Genomic DNA, 21,270 nt, shown 5'->3' with positions numbered 1-21,270 from the left:
TACCTCCTTTGGTGAATTCAATGCGAGAGCAGAACCGGCAAGGTCATGGTGTTGAGCACCGTGCGCGTGACGCCGCCGAGCGCGATTTCACGAAAGCGTGAATGGCCGTAGGCGCCCATGACCAGCAGGCCGGCGTGGAAGCGGTCCGCCATGGTGAGCAAGGCTTCGCCGGTGTCGCCACAGGCGCGCTGGCGCATGACGTCCACATTGATGCGGTGGCGAGCCAGATACAGCGCGATGTCGGCGCCGGGGCTTTCGCCATGCTCATCCGGACCGACCACCGGGTCAAACAGGGCAACGATGATGCGCTGGGCGCGCCGCAGCAGTGGAATGGCCTGGGTAATGGCGCGCACGGACTGCAAGCTGCCATCCCAGGCCACGATCGCGGTGCCGTTGATTGGCGCAAGCTGTCCCGCGAATGGCACCACCAGCACCGGCCGGCAGCCGTTCAGCATGATGTATTCGGGAAGATCCTGAAGCAGGGCGCCCGTGGCCGGATCATCGCGGTCAGCCTGGCCGAGGATGACCAGATCGGCATAGCGGGATTGCAGCAGCAGGCCGCCGTAGGCATCGTCGTCGACCAGCCGTGTTTCAAAAGACTCGACGCCGAGGCGGCTTAGTTTACTGGCCGCGTTATCCAGCGTCTCTCGTGCATTGCGCCGGACCAGGTCAATCAGATCCGGCCGCACAATGCCATTCGCCAGCGCATCCGGCGAGCCGCAGACGTAGCGCGAAATGCCGGTCATTGCGGCGCAAACCAGATGCGCCTCTTCCTGCTCCGCCAGCGCCGCCGCCAGCTCGATGCGTTGCGCCTGGCCACGCGAACCGTCCGCATGCACCAGGATAGTTTTATAAGACATCTCAGCCCCCTTCGGATAGATATCACCTGCCCAGTGTCGGCTTACGGAAGGGGGAATTCCATGACCTGAGTCAAGTTATCCATTCTCGGCATGACAACAAATTCCAGATGAGCTAGAGTGAGCAGACCGTCCTGCCACTGCCGGTGGGTCTTTATCAAAGAACGGAAAATATGACGCCAGAAAATGCATCTGTCAGTTCAACGCCAATTGTCCGTTTGCCGTGGATTTTGCTCGCAAGATGGACGCTCGGGCTATATCTGCTGGCTGGTAGCGTGATGGCAGCATTGATTTTGAAATCGAGTTGGCAGCACCTTAGCGACATGAGCACGGTGTACCCGAACCTCAATCTGTACCCGATGCTCATTGCATGCGGGTGTAAGTTCCTGGCTGGCGTGCTGCTGTTATGCAGGTCGAAGTGGTTACTTGTCGCGGTCCCGGTGTGGATCTCAGTATTCCTGTATGACCTGCTGTCTCGCAATACATTCAGGGAGCTGCCGGCGGAGTTCTTTCTCGCCGTGGCGCTTCAAGGCTGTATTCTGTCTTTCGTTATCTGGCTGCATAGCCGGGGAGGCTTGAAGTGAAGGTCCGGATGATGATGTTGGCGTCGGCAGTCGTCGCATCCTGTGCAAATGCAGCGGATGCGCCACGGAGCCCGACGGCTGTACTAGCGGCGCTGGCGGATCGTATTTACGTCCTGGGTGAGACGACGGGCAGTGCAACCGACATGATCGCGTCAGAAGCCGCGGCGGCCGAAGAGATTCGGCAGTACGTGGGGAGCGGTGCGGTGGATGGATTGCTGGCGAAGACCAGGGGCGAACAGTCGCCGCTGGTGTCCGCGGCTTACCTGGGCTATCCAAATGTTGTGGCGGCGTTGCTCACGTCAAGCATTGTGAAAGACCACATCAACGATGCCGACGAGATGGGCCTAACGCCATGGATTGCGGCGAATTTCTCAATGAGGCAGAGCCTCTGGACCTGCAATCCTGCGATATTTTCCGATCCGTTCAGGTTTGTGCCGATGATGGTAACGCAACCGTACTACCTCGCCAATCCAACGCCGCCGTATCAAAGAACACGTGAGCTGTTGGAGCGGGCCGGTGCCGCCGCGGATATTAAGGCAGCAAAGGCATTGTGGATCAAGGTATGCAAGAATCAGACGTCCGAGACGAAAGCCATCGTATCAGCCGCCACCGATTTTCAGAGCACCGTCCAGGAGCTCGGTGCTGCCGATTTGACCGGCATGATGGCGAAGCTTCACGAGCAAGCGCAAGCAGCGCAGAAGAAACCATGAACCAGGCTAAGGAACGCGACGTAGCAGGCCTTGTGGCTGCATTCAATGCGGACCGCGAGGCCGAGCGCGTGACGATGAAGTACCGTCTGCTGGCGGACAATCCTTTTTCCTTCCTGCGCGGTACGTGCCATCTGTTTTATCAGGACTTCCCGAACGACGCGCGCCTGAACCAGGCGCCACCAGCCTGGATTTGCGGCGACCTGCATCTGGAGAATTTCGGAACGTACAAAGGCAACAACCGCCTGGCTTACTTTGATCTTAACGATTTTGATGAAGCCGTTCTGGCCCCGGCCAGTTGGGAGTTGAGCCGTTTTCTGGTCAGTGTGCTGGTGGCTGCCGACACTTTGAAAGTGCACCCACCCGAGGCCATCGCCCTGTGCCACTGCTTCCTCGATGCATACGTAGAGAATCTGGTTGAGGGCAAGCCGCGCTGGGTTGAACGCGCGACAGCGGAGGGGATGGTGCGCGACTTGCTGCGCGACCTCCGGTTGCGCGAGCGCCCAGCCTTCCTGGACCGCCGCACGGACATCAAGAAGGGTAGACGCAGGCTGCGTCTGGACGGGGTCAAAGCGCTGCCGGTCAACGATGCCGAGCGCGCGAAAGTGACGGATTTCATGGCCTCCTATTCAGGGAGCCAGGCGTCGCCTGAGTTCTTCCGCGTGCTGGACGTCGCTCGCCGCATCGCCGGCACCGGCAGCCTGGGGCTGGAGCGCTACGCGATCCTGGTGAGCGGACGTGGCGGCCTGGATGGCAATTTCCTGCTCGATCTGAAGCTCGCGCCGGGATCGGCCCTGGCGCCTTATGTGCCAACGAAGCAGCCTGCGTGGCCGACCGAGGCCGAGCGCGTGGTCGCGGTTCAAAAGCGCATGCAGGCGATTTCGCCCGCCTTTCTGTCGGCGGTGCCCATCGATGAGCGCTCCTATGTACTGAAGGAACTGCTGCCCCARCAGGATCGCCTTTCGTTGAGCCAGTGGGGCGGAAAACTGCGGCGGCTCGAAAGCGTGATGCGGACCATGGGCGGGATCGTCGCCTGGGCGCATCTGCGTTCCGGCGGCCGGCAAGGCTCCGCCTGCGCGGACGAATGGATAGACTATGGCCGCCGCGCCTCGCAATGGCGCTCGACATTAATGGACTATGCTCAGTCCTATCATGAGCAGGTGGTAGCCGACTGGACGCAATACGCCGCCGCCTATCGCGCGGCGCTTCAGGCCCGCTCTGATCGATAAGCCGATATGAAAACAGTCAAGGGCACACTGTCAAACGTTATCGCGGCCGGGATGATTCTTGGCGGACTGCCCTTGCTTGCATTCGAGCTCCTGTTTTTGCAGCTCATGGCCGCAATGGAAGCGGGGCATCCTCGAGATGGTGATGCACTTGGCATGGCGATGATGTCTGCGCTGTCCTTCGCCATCGCAGCGTTAAGCCTGGCCATAGGCTTTGCATACTTTGGCTACAAGTTATTGCGTCGCCAGCAAGCGCCCAGGCTTTGGCACAAGATCGTCATCGGATGCCTGACGTTGGAAGTCATCGCACCATTTGCATATTTTGCCGTGTCGTAGAACTGTCGTCTTGTATGCATTACAGATGCGAAAGGCCCCGGGCGTGGACGCAGGATGTTCAGGTGCGGCCCCAGTAGCTAGGATAAGCGTCCGAAATTCAGGAAAGCCCAGGCGGCGGCAATGACGGCCATACCGGCCACGGTCACGCAGGACCAGGTGAAGAAGTAGGCCGACAGCACGGTCGCCTGCATGACGCGCTCGAACAGGAAGCCGAGGCCGAAGTCGAAGGTCGCCATGACGGTCCAGCGGCGGAAGTAGATGGGCAGGTAGCGGCTCATGTACTTGTTGTGCTGAAGCGCGGCGTGACGCTCGAACAAGTTACGCGCGGCGCTAACGTCGCGGAATAACCAGTCGAAAAACATGAAGCGATAGAGCAGGGTGCGGAACGGCATTTCCGGCGCGCGCTCGTCGCGTGGCGTCACTTCCTGTGTCATAAGACCTCCGGTTTGACAATGATGACTGAATGCGTCCGGCTGCGCCAGTCCATTACGGTGCAGCATGTCATGTTCCTGACATACAGAAGGATTATCATGCGCCACATTTGCGTGCTGGTTGTTTCCGAATGTCAAGATTAGTGTCAGATCGTTATTGGCCTTTGGCCCTGCCAGTGTTGGCTTTGCTGGCAGCGGTGGCGTATTGGCTGGTCGCATTCAATCAATCGGAACACGTGGCTCAGCAAACCGAACTGGCGGCCCGGCGCGAGCTGCGTCTGCACGCCGAGGCCTACGAACAATACGTCACCCGCACCATCGCGCAGATGGACCAGGTGACCATGCAGCTCAAGCACAGCTGGGAAGAGTCGGGCGGCAAGCTACAGCTGGATTCGCTGTACCGGGATGGCATGTTCACCGATCCGGCTTTCGTGGAAGTCAGCGTGTACGACCGCAACGGCCGCCTGCTGACGATTGCCGGACATGGCCAGCGCGGCGCAGGACTCGGTCCCCCGCGCTCCTTCGCCTACCATCAGTCGAATAATTCAAGCGCGCTGCGCATCGACATTCCAGCAGGCGACTACCGTGCCAATCAGAATCTGGTGCAATTCAGCCGCCGCCTGGACGATGCACAGGACGGCTTCGCAGGCGTCGTCGCGCTGGCGGTGGACGCTCGATATCTCACATCCTTTTACAGCCGCGCCGTGCTTGGCGCAGCCGGCGTGGTAGCGGTAACCGGTGATAACTCGGATCTGCGCCTGGAACAACACGGCGACCGCGTTCAACTGGCGCCCGGCGAATCAGTGTTCAGTGTGGCGCCAAACCTGAATAACAGCGGCGGCAATTCGCTGGTGCCCGGCACCGCCTTCCGCGACGGCGCCGACAGGTTGCTGAGCTGGCGTCACTCGACCGCCTATCCCGTGCTGGCCACCGCTGGCATGGCCGTCACTGAGGCGCTGGCGCCGGCCCGCGCCGACTGGACCGCCCGCCGGGAAGGCGCCTGGTGGTTCACCGCATTGGCCTTCGGTGTTGGCATTCTGGGTTGGCGCCAGACCGTGCGCCTGTTGCGCATGCGCCGTCAGGAAGCGGAGGCACGCCTTGCTTACCGCACGGCGACCGAACAGGCGAATGATGGCTTCTACCTCGCCATGGCTTTACGCGATGGCCGCAACGAAGTGATTGACTTCGAAGTCGTGGACTGCAATGAGCGCGGCGCCTATTTCTACAATATGAATCGCAGCCAGCTGATCGGCCGCCGGGTTTCGGAGCTGGACGCATCGGTGTTCGGCGGAAGCCTGCTGCCGGTGTATCAGGCCGCCATGAAGTCCGGTTTTCACGAAGACGAGCGCCAGATGGTCGGCGGCGCGCACATGAATATCAGCTGGGGACGCCGCCGCATCATCCGCGTCGGCGACAGTCTCGCGATCACGCTGCAGGACATGAGTGCCCGCAAGCTGTACGAAAGCGATATGGAGCGCCTGGCGAATCACGATATGCTGACCGGGCTGGCCAATCGCCATTGGCTGCAGCGCTATCTGCCGGGCGCAATCGCCAATGCGTCCGATCGGCAGGCCATGATGGGCCTGTTGTTCATCGGCCTGGACGATTTCAAGCAAGTCAACGATTCGCTTGGCCATGCGGCAGGCGATCAGGTGCTGCAAACCGCCGCCCGCCGCCTGCAAGGGCTGCTGCGCGCAGGCGACCGTCTCGCACGTGTAGGCGGCGATGAATTCATCGTGCTGCTGGACCCCGTCGCCAACGAGGGCGAGGCAGCCACGGTGGCCGAGCGCGTGCTGGCAGCCTTTGGCCGTCCATTCGGCCTTGGCGGCGCGACCGTGAATGTCGGCGCTTCGGTCGGCATCAGCCTGTATCCGCGTGACGGCGGCGATCACGATACGCTGCTGCGCCATGGTGATATCGCCCTTTATTCGGGCAAGAGCGAGAGCAAAGGCGGCTACTGTTTCTTCGACCCGTCGCAATACGTGACCGTTACCGCGCGCGCCCAATTGCAGCATAGCCTGCGCAGTGCGATTGAACTGGACCAGCTGCAGCTGCACTATCAGGCGCGCGTTGAACTGCCATCGGGACGCCTGGCCAGCATGGAGGCGCTGCTGCGCTGGCAGCACCCGGAGCTGGGCCTGGTGCCGCCGGCGAAATTCATCCCGCTGGCCGAAAGCAGTGGTCTGATCGTGCGCATCGGTGAACTCGTGGTGGAACAGGCTTGCGCGCAATTGTCCGCATGGCGGGAGCAGGGATTGCCGCTGGTGCCGGTTTCGGTGAACGTGTCGCCGCGCCAGCTCAGCCAGGGCGGCGTACATAGCCAGCTCGCGCTGCAACTGGCGCGCTACCGCATCCCCGCCCATCTGATTGAAGTGGAAATTACGGAATCGGCCATGGTGGCGGATCAGACCGAAGTGCAGGCCGAACTGGCGGCAATCCGCGGGCTGGGCGTCAAGGTTTATGTGGACGATTTCGGCACCGGTTATTCATCGCTGTCGCAATTGCAGCGATTGCGGCTGGATGGCCTGAAGGTGGACAAGGCCTTCACCAATGAACTGGACCGGTCGACCGAGGGCAGGGTGTTTTTCCAGGCGATCGTGTCGATGGCGCAGGCGCTCGGCATGGTGGTGGTGGCCGAGGGCGTGGAGAACGCCCGGCAGCTGGAACTCCTTGAGGAACTGGGCTGTCACGAAGCGCAGGGCTACCACGTTGGCCGCCCCGTGCCACCGGGTGAAATGGCGGTGCGCCTGGCGGCGGAAGCTACCGCCTTGGCCGAGCATGTCTGAAATGCATTCTTATTTCCAATACGTCATCACCCCGTCACATACGGCAGTTAGGATGATGCCGGTCAGCTAACTCATACTACGTCCCGTGGAATTCAACGCCTCCCGCCACCATTTGCCGCGCTTCCGCCAGTCGACCGCCGCTGATCTGTGCGTGGCGACGGTTGCCGTGCCTTCCGATACGAGCAACACGGCAGTGCAGCAGCTGTTCACCGAACGCCGCGACCTGATGAGCCTTCCGGTGCTGGAAGATGGCCGCCCGATTGGCCTGATCAGCCGCAATATCTTCATGTCGCAGATGTCCAAGCCCTATTACCACGAGCTGTACGGGAAGAAGAGCTGCATCGCCTTCATGGACAAGGACCCGCTGATCGTCGATGCGGACCTGAGTATCGAATCGCTGACCTTCCGCGCCGTTGAATCGGGCGAGAAGGCGCTGGCCGACGGTTTCATCATCACCCGCGATGGTGGCCTGGCCGGTGTCGGCTTCGGCCTGCAGCTGATGAACGTGGTCGCCAATATGCAGGCGGAAAAGAACCGCCAGATCATGCACTCCATCGAATACGCCAGCGTAATCCAGCGTTCCTTGCTGCGCAGCTCGCGCGAGGCGCTGGCTGAAGTGCTGGACGACGCCCACCTGGAATGGCAGCCGCGCGACGTGGTCGGCGGCGATTTCTTCCTGGTGCAGCGCCACAAGGATGGCTGGTTCGGCGCCATCGCCGATTGCACCGGCCATGGCGTGCCGGGCGCCTTCATGACCCTGATCGCATCCTCCGTGCTGACGCAGGCCTTGCAGCGTCTGGGGCCGCGCGATCCAGGCGCGCTGATGGCGGAAGTGAACCGCGGCGTCAAAGCGATGCTGGGGCAGACCGAAGAACTGCGCGGCATGGCGGAATCGGACGATGGTCTGGACGCCGCCCTGATGTGGTACGAACATTCCGAACGCCGCCTGCGTTTCGCCGGTGCGCGCCTGTCGCTGCAGGTACTGGCGCCGAAGCAGGAAGAGCCAACCGTCTGCGAAGGCGAACGCTCCGGCGTGGGCTATGTGGACACTGCCGGCGAGCAGTCATGGCCTAACCATACCCTGCATCTTGAACCAGACACCTTGCTGTTCGTGACCACGGACGGCCTGATCGACCAGATTGGCGGTCAAAAATCCATCGCGTACGGCAAGCGCCGCATGCGCGAGCAATTGCTGGCCCGCCGCGACGAGCCCTCGGCCACGGTGGCTGAAGGCTTGCTGAACGATCTGCGCGAGTGGCAAGGCGAACAGCCGCGCCGCGACGACCTGACATTTTTCTGTTTCCGCCCATGAGGAGCATTCCGTTGTTGTACGAAGAGTTTGAGGATTTCTGGCAGGTCGCTCAGAAGCGCCATGTCATTTTCTTTTATACGGGTTACTTCTCCCAGCACGTGGTGGCTGCCATTTCCGAAACCATCCGTGCGCGTCTCGACACGGCCGGCGCTGCCGGTCCTACGCGCCGCCGCATTTTCTCGGCCTTCGTCGAAATGTCGCAGAACATCATGCATTATTCGTCCGAGTCGCTGACGCCGGACGCGGAGCGCGACCAGCAGATGCGCCGCGGCTCCTTCTGCATCGGCAGCCGTGATGACAACTTCTTCCTGCTCAGCGCCAATCCGGTCCATACCGACCGCGTTGAGTCGATTCGGACCCGCCTGGAACCGCTGCGTACCATGACGGTGGAAGAGATCAAGCTGGCGTACAAGAAGGCCCTGCGCGAAGCGGCGCCGGAGGACAGCAAAGGCGCGGGCCTGGGCTTCCTCACCATGGCGCGCGAAGCCAGCGAGCCGCTGGAATTTGAATTCGTCCCGGCGCCGAACAAGCCGGACACCACTATTTTCTGCATCAAAGCGATCATCTGAGCGCATACCTATGGAATCTCTGTTTATTGCCGCCTCGCCCACCTCGCCGGAAGTCGACTTCCGTTTCAATGAGCACACCCTGTCGCTGAAGGGCGAGTCCTACCCTGAAAATGCCGCCGCGTTTTACGGCCCGGTCATCGAGCGCCTGCGCGTGTACCTGGCAGAGTGCAGCGAGGCGGCCATTACCGTGAACGTGTCGCTGGCGTACTTCAACAGCTCCAGCACCAAGATGCTGTTCGCATTATTCGAGTCCCTCAACGACGCCGCGCAGGCCGGCAACACCGTGGTGTTGAACTGGTATCGCGATGAGGAAGACGATACGATTGAAGAATTTGGAGAAGAATTGCGCGACGACTTCCCCGCACTACAATTTAACGACCGACCCATATGAATTCATTGCAGAACGCCGCTGTAGCCGAAGCACCCGACCTGTTCGCCAGTGAGCAGGCCGCGCTGGAGGCTGCACGCGCCGTGTATGCAGGGGAAGGCGGAGATAGCCACCGGGCGCTGGGCCAGCTGTTGGTCCACTACGAGCGTCTGCTGCGCGAAACCCGCCGCCTCGTTCAGCGCAGCGACCGCGCCGAACGCCAGATGAACCAGATGAATTTCCGCCTGCAGGAACTGGCCAGCCAACTGGAATTCCGCGCCAGTCATGATCCGCTCACCGGAGCACTGAACCGCGCCGCCGTCATCGAACACGCCAGCCTCGGCATGATGGAAGAGGACATGGTGCTGATCGTGCTGGACATCGACCACTTCAAGCAAGTCAACGACAGCTTCGGCCACCCGGCAGGCGATGCAGTGATTCGCACCGTGGTGCAGTGTCTGCGCGAACTGCTGGGCGAAGATGCGGCTGTCGGACGTGTCGGCGGCGAAGAATTTTCCGTGGTATGGCCAGGTCTGACCCTGGCCGAAGGCCGCGAACTGGGTGAGCGCATCCGTGCTGCGATCGAAGCCCAATCCTGGCCCGAACCAATCGACCGCCCGGTCACGGCCAGCGTCGGCGTCAGCTGGAATGAACGCGGCAGCAGCTTCGAACAAGCCTACAGCCGCGCCGACCAGGCGCTCTACCGCGCCAAACGCGGCGGCCGCAATTGTGTTTGCGTCGCCGATTGATTAAGCGCTAGCCGTCCTGTTTGCCTTGAAAGGACTTTAGTCTCGGCATGTTCTGGATATGGAAGCTCTCAATTGCTCCCGCCGCCACCATGCGCTGCAGAGCTGCATACGAGGCATTGGCGCCGGCATAAGAACTGCCCTTGTAGAGGTGGTGCACGGTGAGCTTCCTGATCTTGACTTTTGGCGTCGGGCTCCAGGGACTGCTATCCAGCTTCATGCCGTTTTTCCACCAGCTGATGATGTTTTCAGTACATCCCACCGTCTTGGCCGACAAATTCCCTTCGGACGTGCAGGGACTTGATGAAACATAGTAATCACCGATGTTAATAATGTCCGGGATTGGCTGGCGTGTCGCTTGCAACAGCGCGACATGCTGGTGAACCATAATGGGGATGCGGTCTTCAGCGTGCGTGTGTTCCGCATCCTCAAGATGATTGATTTCAGCAAATTCCACTAAATGATCTAGCGCTTGCACGGAGTAAGTCAGACTGGCATGTGAAGTCACTGTGCCGCCAGGGCCTTGAGGCGAGGCCTGAGACCAGACTGTATTGAACGTGCCGCCCTGCTGATCGTTAGTCAGCCCACCTGTGTAGTAGCCAGGTATGCCTGTCGGCATTTGCTGCGCTCTCTGAATGATGGATTTAGCTTGCATCGCGCGAGGCGGTGTCGCCAGTCGGCCTGCAGTTGGTTTATATACGGCTGGCGTGGCGGGAATGGCGCGTTTGGCCTGAATAGCCTTCGGAACTGTCGGCGGTTTCTTATTCATCATGCCTCCGGAGCATCGTCGTCACTTGCAGCGTAGCCGATGACGATGTCCGGAATTCTCACTATTTGTCACTTAGCGCGTCGGCTTGACGGCGATTGGCGGATAGGCCGGCGCGCGGACTGGCCGAAGTTGCGTCAATGCGGCAATCAATAACGTCAGATTCAGCCAGGCGAACCAGTCGCCCCAGCGCGTGTAGAGCGTGTGGCTCTGGTGGAGTGGGAGATCGCCTACTAGTGTTGCGTCCCCATTTTCGTCCGTGGCTTCGACGATGACGCGGCCGCGGTCGTCGGACAGCGTCAGGCTGCCGCGGCGGGCCACGCGGGCGATGGCGAAGCCGTTCTCGACGCCGCGCATGATGGCCATGCGGCCATGCAGCCAGCCATCGGCGCCGAAGTCCCAGGCGGGGACCAGCAGCAGATTGGCGTTACGCGCGCCGTAGGCGTGGCCGATGTCATGGAAGTCCATGTCTTTGCAGATGGCCAGGCCGGTTTGCGCGCCAGGCAGCATGGCGTAGGCGGTTCCGGGAGTGTATTTGCTTTCGAATCCAGGGATCAGGTGCTGCTTGGCATAGGTCACCGCCTGTGGTGCGCCTGGCATGAACGCCTGCACCGCATTGCGTTCATCGTGCTGGTCTTGCAATGCAACCCCGGCGTCGATGATCATTTGGCGGCGGGCCGCCAGCTCGGCCAGCGCCGGGATTCCGCTTGCGTCAGTGGCAAAAGCCGTTTCAGGCAGCACGACGGTTTGGGCGCCTTGTGCGGCCAGCGCGTCGATTCCGGCAACGTAGCGCGCCAGCAGGGCCTGGCCTTCCGGCGATGAGACTGCGGGACGGATCGGACCTTGCAGTGTAATCAGGCCGATGCGCGCTGCGCTACTTGCGGGGGCGTGCAACCGCATGACGCCGAACGCAAAAGTCGCGATCACGACAAGGGCAGCGCCGCCGGCAATCGCCGCGCGCACACGTGCGCCCGCCGGAGCGGCCATAACGGTGGCCAAGGCGGACGGCGCCAGCAGCATCACGAAGACCACGCCCCAGATGCCGGTCACGCTGGCGAGCTGGATTACCGGCAGCGCGTCCATCTGGCTGTAAGCGAGGCTGCCGAAAGTGCCATGGGGCGAAGTCAGAGAGCCGAGATAATCCAGCGAGACATACAGCGCGGGGAAAGCCACGGCCGCCGCGGTGTAGCGGCCGGACTGCATCAGGCGGCGATGCAGCAGCACCGCCAGTGCGAAGGTGATCGCGGGGACGGCCACGACAGCCACGCCGACCGGCAGCGTCAGGCGAATGATGTCATGTATGTAGTGCCAGAGATTCAGGCCAGCGCAGGCACCCGCAAGCAGGGCGGCAAGTGCGGCCCAGTACCAGCGCAGGCGCGGCGCCGCCAGCAGCAAAGGCAGCGGGGCGAGCCAGGCCAGGTAGGCGACCGGTGCCAGTCCGGTGCCAAACCACCATGCGGCGCCGGACAGCACGGCTGCCACGGCGCCAGCCAACATCACTCCACGATTATCGCTTGATGCCATTGAACAGGACTCCAAAGGATTGAAGGTAAAAGGCGCGGAACTGCGCTTCGTTGTAGCTGAAGCGCCCCGCGCGGTAAAGGGAAATCAGGCCGTGCGCCTGACCCCACATGATCATGGCCAGGTCCCAGGGATCGCCTTCGCGCAGCAGTCCTTGCCGCATGCCTTCGACCAGCATGTCGGCAATGACGTTGAGCGTTGGCGAGCGGCGTGCGCGAAAGTCTTCGGGAAAGCGGCGCGCGTCGTCGCGTGAAACGGAAAAGCTGTAATCGAACAGGTGAGGGTGCTGTAGCGCGTAATCGAGGTAGTTTTCCATCGAGTGCAGCAGCGCGTGCATCAGGTCGGGATGCTGGGCGCGCTGTAGCCAGTTCTGCGCGACTTCGGTGAAGGCATCGTCGGAAATGCGCTTGAGCAGCGCTTCCCGGTTGGCGAAGTGGCGGTAAATGGCCATCGGCGTGATACCGACAGCTTCGGCCACGCGGCGCATGGAGACGGCTGCGGCGCCTTCCTTTTCGAGGAGCTTGCGCGCGGCGCGAAGAATTTTGTCCTGTGTTGTCAATTCAGTCATGTATACAGCGTATACTTGACCGGCGAAGATGTCAACACGCGGCTTGCGCGGAAGTTTTCAGCTATTCAGCATGCGGGTCAGCTTGAAGAGGGCGTCGCGCAGGGCCTTGGCTTCTTCGCCACCGACTTTGCTTTCAAACTCGGCCTGCGCTTGCTGCCACAGTTGATAAGCCTCGACGTATTTCGCCTGCCCGGTGGAACTCAGCGCGAGCACTTGTTTACGCGGACTGTCCGGTGACGGTGCGTGCAGCACATAACCATCGCGCGTGAGCGGCTGCAGCGCGCGCAGCAGGCTGGTACGGTCGAGCACCAGTTTGTCGGCCAGCGCCTGAATGGTGATGTGCGGGTTACGGCTGATGTGACTCAGGATGGAGTATTGCGGACCCGTCAGCCCGCAGCGGCCGACATACTGGTCGTATAAATTTGAAACGCTGCGCGTCGCCTGGCGCAGTGCGAAGGCGTTGCAGCTTGGGTCACTAGTGAAATCGTCCATGATTGAAGTTTAACCGATTAGAACCCACGGCAAGGACAGGTGCCTGCCACGCCGTGGCAGGCACCAGGTTCAGGCTCAGGTTTTATCCCAGCCGCCGCCGAGCGCGCGGATGAGCGCCACGGTGGTCACAGCCCGGTTGCCGCGCAACTGCACAGCGGTGCGTTCCACTGTCGTCAGATTGCGCTGCGCATCGAGCAGTTCCAGATAGCTGGAACGGCCTGCGTCGTACAGCTTCTGCGCCAGGTCGGCCGAGCGGCGCGCCGACACCAGCGCGTCCTCAATCTCGGAAGTCTGGCCGCTCAGGATGCGCAAGCCGGCCAGGTTGTCCTCGACTTCAGCGAAGGCGGTCAGCACGGTCTGGCGGTAAGAGCCCACGGATTCCTCAAGCGAAGCTTCCGCGCGGTTCACGCCGTTGCGATAGCGGCCGCCGTCGATGACCGGCGCGGACAGCACAGCACCCAGCAGCCAGGACTGGCCGGTAGTCTTGAAGATGTCCGAGAAGGTGCCGGCCACGCCGCCTGCCGAGGCGCCAATGTTTAGCGAAGGGAACAGTGCCGCGCGCGCCACGCCGATGCGGGCATTGGCAGCTTCCATCGCACGCTGGGCGGAGGCGATGTCGGGACGGCGTTCCAGCAACGAAGAAGGCATGCCTGCCGGGATATTCGGCATCAGCGTGCCATCCAGCAGCGGGCTGGCGCCTGCCGTGAAGTTCGCGGCCGGTTTGCCCAGCAGGACAGCCAGTGCGTGTTCCAGGCTTGTGCGCTGACGCTGCAGTCCGATCGCGTCGGCACGGGTGGTGGACAGTTCCGTCCTGGCGCGCGACAGATCGAATTCGCCGATGTCACCCAGGTCAAAACGGCGCTGATTGACGCGCACGTTTTCTTCACGCAGACGCACGGTTTCAGCCAGCGTATCCAGCTCGGCATCGGTGGAGCGCAGACGGAAATAGGTCTGCGCCACGTCCGCCTGAAGCGAGAGCAGCACTGAGCGGTAGGTCGCTTGCGAAGCATCGGCGTCGCCACGCGCTGCCGCCACGTTGGAGGCAACACGCCCGAACAGATCGACTTCGTAGCTCGCCGTCAGTTTGGCGCTGTAGGTGTTGCTGACGGGCGGATTGGCGCCGGCCGGCAGACGGGCTTCCAGCGCAGACGGGCCGCCACGCTGGGCGCCAACGCCTGCATTCACTTGCGGAATGCGGTCCGCTTCAGCGATGCCTGCAATGGCGCGCGCTTGTTTCACACGCGCCGCGGCGACGGCGAGATTGGCATTGTTGCCGGTAGCTTCCTTGATCAGCGCCGTGAGTGCAGAGTCATTGAAGACCAGCCACCACTCGCCGCGCGCCTGCTGTTCGGCAGGCTGGGCACGGGTCCAGCGTGTGCCGTCCGCGGCGACATGGATGGCCTGGTTGTCGAGCTCCTTGAATGCGTTCGGCACGGAGACGTTGGGCTGCTTGAATTCCGGCGCGGCGCAACCGGCCAGCAGAAATACCGCAGCCGCGATAGGTGTAATCAGCGATTTCATTAGTGAGAGCCCTCCAGCTGTGGCGCGGTCGCCGGCGCAGGCGTTTTCTCGAAACGCTTGGCCAGATTACGAATCAGCACATAGAACACCGGCGTCAGGAACAGGCCAAACAAGGTCACGCCCAGCATCCCCGAAAATACCGCGATACCCATGGCGCGGCGCATTTCCCAGCCGGCGCCATGCGAATACACCAGCGGCACCACGCCCATGATGAAGGCGATCGACGTCATCAGGATCGGACGCAGACGCATACGGCATGCTTCCAGCGCTGCCTGCAGAATGGTGCGGCCATGATGTTCCAGCTCGCGCGCAAACTCCACAATCAGAATCGCATTCTTCGACGCCAGACCAACCAGCACGAACAGCGCGATCTGGGTGAAAATATTGTTGTCGCCGCCCGTGATCTTCACACCAATCATGGCGCACAGGATGGACATCGGCACGATCAGGATCACGGCCAGCGGCAGAGTCCAGCTTTCGTATTGGGCCGCCAGCACCAGGAACACCAGCAGCACGCAGATCGGGAACACGAAGATCAGGGTATTGCCTGCGATGATGTCCAGATAGGTCAGCTCGGTCCACTCATAGCTGATGCCTTTCGGCAGGGTCTCGGCGGCGATCCGTTCCATGGCGGCGCGTGCCTGCGTGGTCGAGTAGCCCGGCGCCGGATTGACGTTTAGGTCCGCGGCAACATAGGTGTTATAACGCTGCACGCGATCCGGACCATAGCTGTCTTCAATCTTCATCAGCGAAGACAGCGGAATCATCTCGCCCTTGTCGCTACGGACTTTCAATTGCTTGATGTCTTCCACGCGGGAGCGGAATTGTGCGTCTGCCTGTACGCGCACCTGATAGGTACGGCCGAACTGGTTGAAGTCATTGACGTACAGCGAACCGAGGTTGATCTGCAAAGTCTGGTTGATGACCTGCAGCGGCACGCCCAACTGCTTGGCCTTGGTGCGGTCGATATCCGCATACAGCTGCGGCACGTTGACCTGGTAGCCGGAGAAGGCGCCGACCAGTTCAGGCGTCTTGCGCGTGCGCTCGATCAGCTGCTGGGTGGCTTTATACAGCTCGTCGTAACCCAGGTTGCCGCGGTCTTCGACCATCATTTTCAGGCCGCCGATGGTGCCCAGGCCATAGACTGGCGGTGGCGAGAACACCTTCACGAAGGCGTCCTGGATGGAGCCGGCGCGCTTGTTGATTTCAGCGGCAATGCCAGGACCACCGGTTTCCTTGGTGGTGCGGGTCTGCGGTGGCTGTTCGCCGACGAACACGATACCCTGGTTTGGGGCATTGGTCAGATCGTTCACGGACAGGCCGGGGAAGCCGACGGCATTGCGGGCGCCCGGTACGCCAAGGGCGACGTCGCCGGTGCGGCGGATGACGTCCTGGGTGCGTTCCAGCGAGGCGGCGTCGGGCAGTTTGACGAAGCCAACCAGATAGCCCTTGTCCTGCGCGGGCACGAAGCCTCCCGGCACCAGCTTGAACATCAGCGCGGCAGCAGCCACCAGCACCAGGTACAGGCCGATCGATGCAGCTTTGCGGCCCAGCACACCTTTCACGCCACCTTCATATTTGGTCGAAGCACGGCCGAAGAAGCGGTTGAAGCGCGAGAAGAAGCCACCGAGCACCTTTTCCATCATGATGGTCATCTTGTCTTTGGCCGCGTGGTGCGGCTTCAGCAAAGTGGCCGTCAGGGCGGGCGCCAGCGTCAGCGAGCAGAATGCCGAAATCACGGTGGAAATGGCAATCGTCAGCGCGAACTGCTTGTAGAACTGGCCGGTCAGGCCGGAGACGAAAGAGATCGGCACGAACACGGCGCACAGCACCAGCGCGATGGCGATAATCGGACCGCTCACTTCCTTCATCGCCTGCACGGTGGCATCGCGCGGCGACAGTCCGCCCGCGATATTCCGCTCAACGTTTTCCACGACCACGATCGCGTCGTCGACCACGATACCAATGGCCAGCACCAAGCCGAACAGGGTCAGCGTGTTGATGGAGAAGCCAAAGCCCAGCATCACGGCGAAAGTTCCGACCACCGACACCGGAACGGCCAGCAGCGGAATGATGGAAGCGCGCCAGGTTTGCAGGAACACGATCACCACGATCACCACCAGAATCACAGCTTCCAGCAGGGTATGGATCACGGCTTCAATGGATTCGCGCACGAACTGCGTCGGGTCATAGGCGATGCGGTATTCCAGGCCTTTCGGGAAGTCTTTCTTCAGTTCTTCCATCTTGGCGCGAACGTCGGTGGAAATCTGCAAATCGTTTGCACCGGGAGCGGCGTAGATGATCAGCGCCGTGGCAGGCTTGTTGTCCAGCAGGGAATTCACGACGTAGCTGCCCGCACCCAGTTCGATACGCGCCAGATCCTTCAGCAGGGTGACGCCGCCGTCTTCATTGGTCTTGACGATGATGTTGCCGAAGTCTTCCACCGTTTTCAGGCGGCCTTTGGTGTTCAGGGTGAACTGGAAATCGGCGTCTTTGCTGGGCGAAGCGCCGACAACGCCTGCTGCCACTTGCAGATTCTGCTCGCGGATGGCATTGGTCACGTCTGTGGCGGTCAGATTGCGCGCTGCGACTTTTTGCGGGTCCAGCCAGACGCGCATGGCGTAGTCGCCGGAGCCGTTCAGGATCACGTCGCCCATGCCGGACAGGCGGGCCAACTGGTCCTTGACGTTGATCACTGCGTAGTTGCGCAGATACAGATCATCGTAAGTATTGTCAGGCGAAACCAGGTGCACCACCATGGTCAGGCTGGGCGAGGAACGCACCGTGGTCACACCCAGCTGGCGTACTTCTTCGGGCAAGCGGGGCAGGGCGCGCTGTACGCGGTTCTGCACTTCGGTTTCAGCCTGCTTGATGTTCGTGCCGATCTTGAAGGTCACCGTCAGCTTCAGCGCACCATCCGAGGTGTTCTGGGACGACATGTAAATCATGTCTTCCACGCCGTTGATCTGTTCCTCCAGCGGCGCGGCAACGGTTTCTGCGATCACTTTCGGATCGGCGCCCGGATACTGGGCGCGCACCACCACGGATGGCGGCACCACGTTGGGATATTCCGAAATCGGCAGTTTGAAGATGGAGATCAAACCGCCCACGAAGACGATGATCGATAGGACAGCCGCAAAAATCGGCTTGTCGACAAAAAATTGTGAGAACTTCATGGCTTAGCGCACCTTGGTTTCGTTGGCGGCGACCTTGGCGTCATCCTTCTTCGCGCCGGGATCGCCCTTGGCATCCATCGCCACCAGTTCCGGCGCCAGCTGGGCGCCCGGTTTGACGCGCTGCAGGCCGTTCACCACGATTTTTTCGCCGGTCTTCAGGCCGCTACGCACGATGCGCAGGCCGTCGATGGTCTGGCCCAGCGTCACTTCGCGGTATTCGGCCTTGCCTTCGCCATTGACCACGAAGACGAACTTGCGGCTCTGGTCCGTGCCGATGGCGCGCTCGTTGATCAGGAAGGCATTGTGGCGCGCGCTGTCGCCGCTGCCGGCCTCGATCTGCACTTTGGCGAACAGGCCCGGCACCAGGATATTGTCGGTGTTGGCGAACACGGCGCGCATGCGCACTGCGCCGGTCTTGGTATCGAGTTTGTTGTCCACGAATTCCAGCTTGCCTTCATGCGGGAAGCCGTCTTCAGACGCCAGGCCGATGCGCACCTTGACCGGCTTGCCGGCGTGCGCCTCGGCGCCCACGTGCAGGTAGGTCGATTCGTCGCCATCCCAGGTGGCGTAGATTTTGTCGTCCGACACGACGGAAGTCAGCACGGCGCTCGGATCGATCAGGTTACCGAGCGTGATTTCCTGCTTGGCGACGCGGCCATCGATCGGCGAAGTGACGTGGGTGTATTCGAGATTGAGGCGGGCGTTTTCATACTGGGCCAGGGCGGCGCGTGCGTTGGCATCCAGTTCCTTCAGACCGGCGGCGCGTTCGTCGTATTCGCGCTGGGCGATGGCTTTGTCGGCCAGCAGCTTCTCGGCTCGGGCCAGCTCAATTTTGGCCAGGTCGGCCCGGGCGCGGGCGGCATCGGCGGCAGCACGCGCGCGGTCGGCTTCAGCCTGGAAGGGGCGCGGATCGATCACATACAACAGCTGGCCTTTCTTGACCTTGGCGCCTGGCTCAAAGTGAATCTCGGTGATATATCCGGCCACGCGGGAACGGATCTGTACGGATTCGATCGATTCCATCCGGCCGCTGAACTCCTGAGTCTCCGTGATCTGTTTTTCCAGCACCACGGCGGCGGTAATCGGCGTGCCTTGCGATGCTGCGGGAGCCGCGTCCTTGCTGTTCGCCTCGCTGCAACCGCTCAGGGCCGCAACCAGCACACCAGCGACAGCCAGGCCGGCCGCCAGTGGGGCCAGTCGAAGCCTTGTCTTTTGGATCTTGTCGGTCATGATCGAATCCTTCAAAATTATGTGTGCATATGCACAGTTCTGGATATTAAAAATGGACCGCAGAGGCCCTCTAATGGTTGCGAGTATAATTAATAACTGCAAGAAGTCAATCAATTTCTTTCAGCAGTGCAATTAAGGCAAGAGCGGCGGTGAGCCGGGGCGCTGCGCCAGGCCGAGTGTCAGCGCCAGTTCGCCGCCTTCGCGCAGCTTGCGATAGACCACGCCGTGCAGCTTCAGCGCCGCGAAGGATTCCGGCAGCAAAGCGATGCCTTTGCCGGCGGCGATGTCGGCCAGCAGCACGTGATGGTCGTCCGGCTCGCGCAGGAAGGCGGGATGGAAGTTGTGGCGCTCGAAAACTGTCATGCAATGATCGAAGAAGGCGGGCTGGCGCGGCCGGTCGAACCAGTACACAGCTTCGCTTGCGAGATCGGCCAGCGAGACGGTGCGCTTTTTCGCCAGAGGATGGCGCGCGGGCAGGGCCGCCATGAGTTCTTGCTGTCCAAGCGGCCGTACGCTGAGTTCAAATGTGCGTAGCGGCAGTGCGACCACCGCTGCGTCCAGGCGGCCGGCGCGCAGACTGGCAACGAGGCGGGGCGATGGCGCAAACGTGAGGTTGGGCGGGCCGCCGCGCTCAAGGCCAGCGAGCGTTGCACGGAAGGAGCCGGCTTCGACGGAGGTGGTCAATCCGATCCGCAGCGGGGGCCTGGTGCCGCCACGCGCAGCGTTTGCGCGTCCGCCAGCACCGTGCTGCGCGGCCACCGCACCTTCGGCGCTATCAAGCCGCTGAAGAATCTCGCGAGCATGCGGTAGCAGCTTGCGTCCCGCCGGCGCCAGCGCCACACCTTGCGTGTCGCGCTCGAATAGCTGTACGCCCAGCTGCGACTCCAGCTTCTGAATGGCGCGCGTCAGCGGCGGCTGCGTCATGTGCAGGCGCTCGGCGGCCTGGCGAAAGTTCAGGCAGTCGGCGACTGCGAGAAAGAGTTCAAGCGAACGGGTATCGAGTTTTCTCATACCGAAAAGGTATCACGTTTTTGGCAATTCCTCCGCGGAGGGCGGCTGGCTAGACTGCGCTTCATTGAAAACCGAAAGGAGATTGTCATGAAACGTGAACTGGGACTGGGCTGCATGGGCATGTCGGAATTCTATGGGGCCACCGACGACGCCCAATCGCTGGCGACGCTGGAAGCCGCTTTCGATGCCGGTGTTACGCATTACGACACCGCCGATTCTTATGGCGCCGGCCATAACGAAGAACTGCTGGCCCGCTTCATCAAAGGCAAGCACGGTCAGCTGCGGATTGCCACCAAATTCGGCATTGTGCGCGAGCCCGGGCGCTACGAGCGGCGCATCGACAACTCGCCAGCCTACATTCGCGGCGCCTGCGAAGCATCCTTGCGGCGTCTGGACGTCGATCATATCGACCTGTATTACGTGCACCGCCTGAGTGCAGCCACGCCGCTGGAGGACACGATCGGCACGCTGGCTGAGCTCAAGCGCGAAGGAAAAATCGGCGCAATCGGCTTGTGCGAGGTGTCGGCGCAAACGCTGCGCCGTGCGGCGGAGCTGCATCCGATCGCGTCGCTGCAAAGCGAGTATTCCTTGTGGACGCGCGATCCCGAGATCGGCGTGCTGCAAGCGGTGCGCGAGATCGGAGCGCAGTTCCATGCCTACAGTCCGCTGGGACGCGGCTTTCTGACGGGCGCCATCAAGCGCAATACCGAGCTGACCGACGGCGACTTCCGCAAACTGAGCCCGCGCTTCGCTGCCGAAAATCTGGATGCGAACATGCGCATCGCTGATACGGTGCTGGCACTGGCGGCGGCAAAGGGCTGCACGCCCGCCCAGTTGGCGCTGGCCTGGCTGCTGGCGCAAGGCCCTGAGATTGTGCCGATCCCCGGCACCAAGCGCACCCGTTATTTGCTGGAGAATCTTGGCGCGCTTGCCATTTCGCTCAGCGCGGACGAGCTCAAGCGCATCGACGAGGCTTTGCCACCAGGCGTAGCGGCGGGCGATCGATATCCAGCGGCCGGCATGCAGGGCTTGAACTCTTAGTGTCATCACAGTGTAACAAGTAG

At 61.6% G+C, this 21,270-nt stretch carries 20 protein-coding genes; 10 read left to right on the top strand and 10 right to left on the bottom strand.

Going from position 1 to position 21,270, the window contains the following annotated elements; all coding sequences use genetic code 11:
* Positions 1-17: 17 nt before the first annotated feature.
* On the bottom strand, positions 18-860 hold the full coding sequence (locus AB4Z19_RS07455; protein ID WP_442028184.1) for a universal stress protein: 843 nt from the start codon (positions 858-860) through the stop codon (positions 18-20).
* Positions 861-1,030: 170 nt separating this feature from the next.
* Here AB4Z19_RS07455 and AB4Z19_RS07450 point away from each other — a divergent pair, with 170 nt between their 5' ends.
* From AB4Z19_RS07450 to AB4Z19_RS07435, 4 genes are read left to right on the top strand one after another with little or no spacing between them, the layout of a single operon-like run.
* Positions 1,031-1,441 carry a hypothetical protein gene (locus tag AB4Z19_RS07450; protein ID WP_442028183.1) on the top strand — a complete coding sequence of 137 codons (411 nt, stop codon included), beginning with the start codon at positions 1,031-1,033 and terminating at the stop codon, positions 1,439-1,441.
* Positions 1,438-2,151, top strand: a complete 714-nt coding sequence (locus AB4Z19_RS07445; RefSeq protein WP_442034842.1) for a hypothetical protein — start codon at positions 1,438-1,440, stop codon at positions 2,149-2,151. Before AB4Z19_RS07450 ends, AB4Z19_RS07445 begins: the two co-directional genes overlap by 4 nt.
* The gene (locus AB4Z19_RS07440) at positions 2,148-3,377 is read left to right on the top strand and encodes a DUF2252 domain-containing protein (RefSeq protein WP_442034840.1); all 1,230 of its coding nucleotides are present in this window, start codon (positions 2,148-2,150) and stop codon (positions 3,375-3,377) included. Before AB4Z19_RS07445 ends, AB4Z19_RS07440 begins: the two co-directional genes overlap by 4 nt.
* Before the next feature lie 6 nt (positions 3,378-3,383).
* On the top strand, positions 3,384-3,710 hold the full coding sequence (locus AB4Z19_RS07435) for a hypothetical protein (protein WP_442029380.1): 327 nt from the start codon (positions 3,384-3,386) through the stop codon (positions 3,708-3,710).
* Between the two features lie 77 nt (positions 3,711-3,787).
* Here AB4Z19_RS07435 and AB4Z19_RS07430 read toward each other — a convergent pair whose 3' ends face one another.
* Positions 3,788-4,144 (bottom strand): hypothetical protein, encoded by a 357-nt coding sequence (locus AB4Z19_RS07430; RefSeq protein ID WP_442029378.1) that lies wholly within the window; start codon positions 4,142-4,144, stop codon positions 3,788-3,790.
* A 233-nt stretch (positions 4,145-4,377) separates the two neighbouring features.
* Between AB4Z19_RS07430 and AB4Z19_RS07425 the strand changes: the two genes are divergently transcribed.
* The 5 genes from AB4Z19_RS07425 to AB4Z19_RS07405 all read left to right on the top strand — a co-directional run bounded on the left by AB4Z19_RS07425 (position 4,378) and on the right by AB4Z19_RS07405 (position 9,924).
* Positions 4,378-6,927 carry a bifunctional diguanylate cyclase/phosphodiesterase gene (locus AB4Z19_RS07425; protein ID WP_442034838.1) on the top strand — a complete coding sequence of 850 codons (2,550 nt, stop codon included), beginning with the start codon at positions 4,378-4,380 and terminating at the stop codon, positions 6,925-6,927.
* Between the two features lie 85 nt (positions 6,928-7,012).
* Positions 7,013-8,239, top strand: coding sequence for a SpoIIE family protein phosphatase (locus tag AB4Z19_RS07420; protein ID WP_442025240.1), 1,227 nt, complete (start codon positions 7,013-7,015; stop codon positions 8,237-8,239).
* Positions 8,240-8,250: 11 nt separating this feature from the next.
* Entirely contained in the window at positions 8,251-8,808 is a 558-nt protein-coding gene (locus AB4Z19_RS07415; RefSeq protein ID WP_442034836.1) for a SiaB family protein kinase, read from the top strand.
* A 10-nt stretch (positions 8,809-8,818) separates the two neighbouring features.
* Positions 8,819-9,199, top strand: coding sequence for a DUF1987 domain-containing protein (locus AB4Z19_RS07410; RefSeq protein ID WP_442025242.1), 381 nt, complete (start codon positions 8,819-8,821; stop codon positions 9,197-9,199).
* Positions 9,196-9,924, top strand: a complete 729-nt coding sequence (locus AB4Z19_RS07405; RefSeq protein ID WP_442025243.1) for a diguanylate cyclase — start codon at positions 9,196-9,198, stop codon at positions 9,922-9,924. Before AB4Z19_RS07410 ends, AB4Z19_RS07405 begins: the two co-directional genes overlap by 4 nt.
* A 7-nt stretch (positions 9,925-9,931) precedes the next feature.
* On the opposite strand, the gene AB4Z19_RS07400 is transcribed toward AB4Z19_RS07405, so the two are convergent.
* The 8 genes from AB4Z19_RS07400 to AB4Z19_RS07365 form a co-directional block, all read right to left on the bottom strand.
* Positions 9,932-10,693, bottom strand: coding sequence for a hypothetical protein (locus AB4Z19_RS07400; RefSeq protein ID WP_442025244.1), 762 nt, complete (start codon positions 10,691-10,693; stop codon positions 9,932-9,934).
* A 69-nt stretch (positions 10,694-10,762) separates the two neighbouring features.
* Positions 10,763-12,211 (bottom strand): nitrilase-related carbon-nitrogen hydrolase, encoded by a 1,449-nt coding sequence (locus AB4Z19_RS07395; RefSeq protein WP_442034834.1) that lies wholly within the window; start codon positions 12,209-12,211, stop codon positions 10,763-10,765.
* On the bottom strand, positions 12,195-12,776 hold the full coding sequence (locus tag AB4Z19_RS07390; RefSeq protein ID WP_442025246.1) for a TetR/AcrR family transcriptional regulator: 582 nt from the start codon (positions 12,774-12,776) through the stop codon (positions 12,195-12,197). The genes AB4Z19_RS07395 and AB4Z19_RS07390 overlap by 17 nt, the downstream gene beginning before the upstream one ends.
* A gap of 57 nt (positions 12,777-12,833) precedes the next feature.
* On the bottom strand, positions 12,834-13,268 hold the full coding sequence (locus AB4Z19_RS07385; RefSeq protein WP_442025247.1) for a MarR family winged helix-turn-helix transcriptional regulator: 435 nt from the start codon (positions 13,266-13,268) through the stop codon (positions 12,834-12,836).
* A gap of 75 nt (positions 13,269-13,343) precedes the next feature.
* A complete protein-coding gene (locus AB4Z19_RS07380) occupies positions 13,344-14,789 on the bottom strand; it encodes an efflux transporter outer membrane subunit (protein WP_442025248.1) in 1,446 nt (481 codons plus the stop codon).
* A complete protein-coding gene (locus AB4Z19_RS07375) occupies positions 14,789-17,965 on the bottom strand; it encodes an efflux RND transporter permease subunit (protein WP_442034832.1) in 3,177 nt (1,058 codons plus the stop codon). Before AB4Z19_RS07375 ends, AB4Z19_RS07380 begins: the two co-directional genes overlap by 1 nt.
* Before the next feature lie 3 nt (positions 17,966-17,968).
* A complete protein-coding gene (locus AB4Z19_RS07370; protein WP_442027976.1) occupies positions 17,969-19,195 on the bottom strand; it encodes an efflux RND transporter periplasmic adaptor subunit in 1,227 nt (408 codons plus the stop codon).
* 132 nt (positions 19,196-19,327) lie between these two features.
* Positions 19,328-20,206 (bottom strand): LysR family transcriptional regulator, encoded by an 879-nt coding sequence (locus AB4Z19_RS07365; RefSeq protein WP_442027974.1) that lies wholly within the window; start codon positions 20,204-20,206, stop codon positions 19,328-19,330.
* Between the two features lie 87 nt (positions 20,207-20,293).
* Here AB4Z19_RS07365 and AB4Z19_RS07360 point away from each other — a divergent pair, with 87 nt between their 5' ends.
* Positions 20,294-21,247: an aldo/keto reductase gene (locus AB4Z19_RS07360; protein WP_442027972.1), complete on the top strand. Its 954-nt coding sequence runs from the start codon at positions 20,294-20,296 to the stop codon at positions 21,245-21,247.
* Positions 21,248-21,270: the final 23 nt, after the last annotated feature.

The sequence above is a fragment of the Pseudoduganella sp. RAF19 genome (assembly GCF_052114165.1).
Taxonomy (GTDB): Bacteria; Pseudomonadota; Gammaproteobacteria; order Burkholderiales; family Burkholderiaceae_D; genus Rugamonas.
The sequence above is the reverse complement of the archived record's forward strand: the minus strand, read 5'-3'. Positions and strand labels throughout refer to the sequence as shown.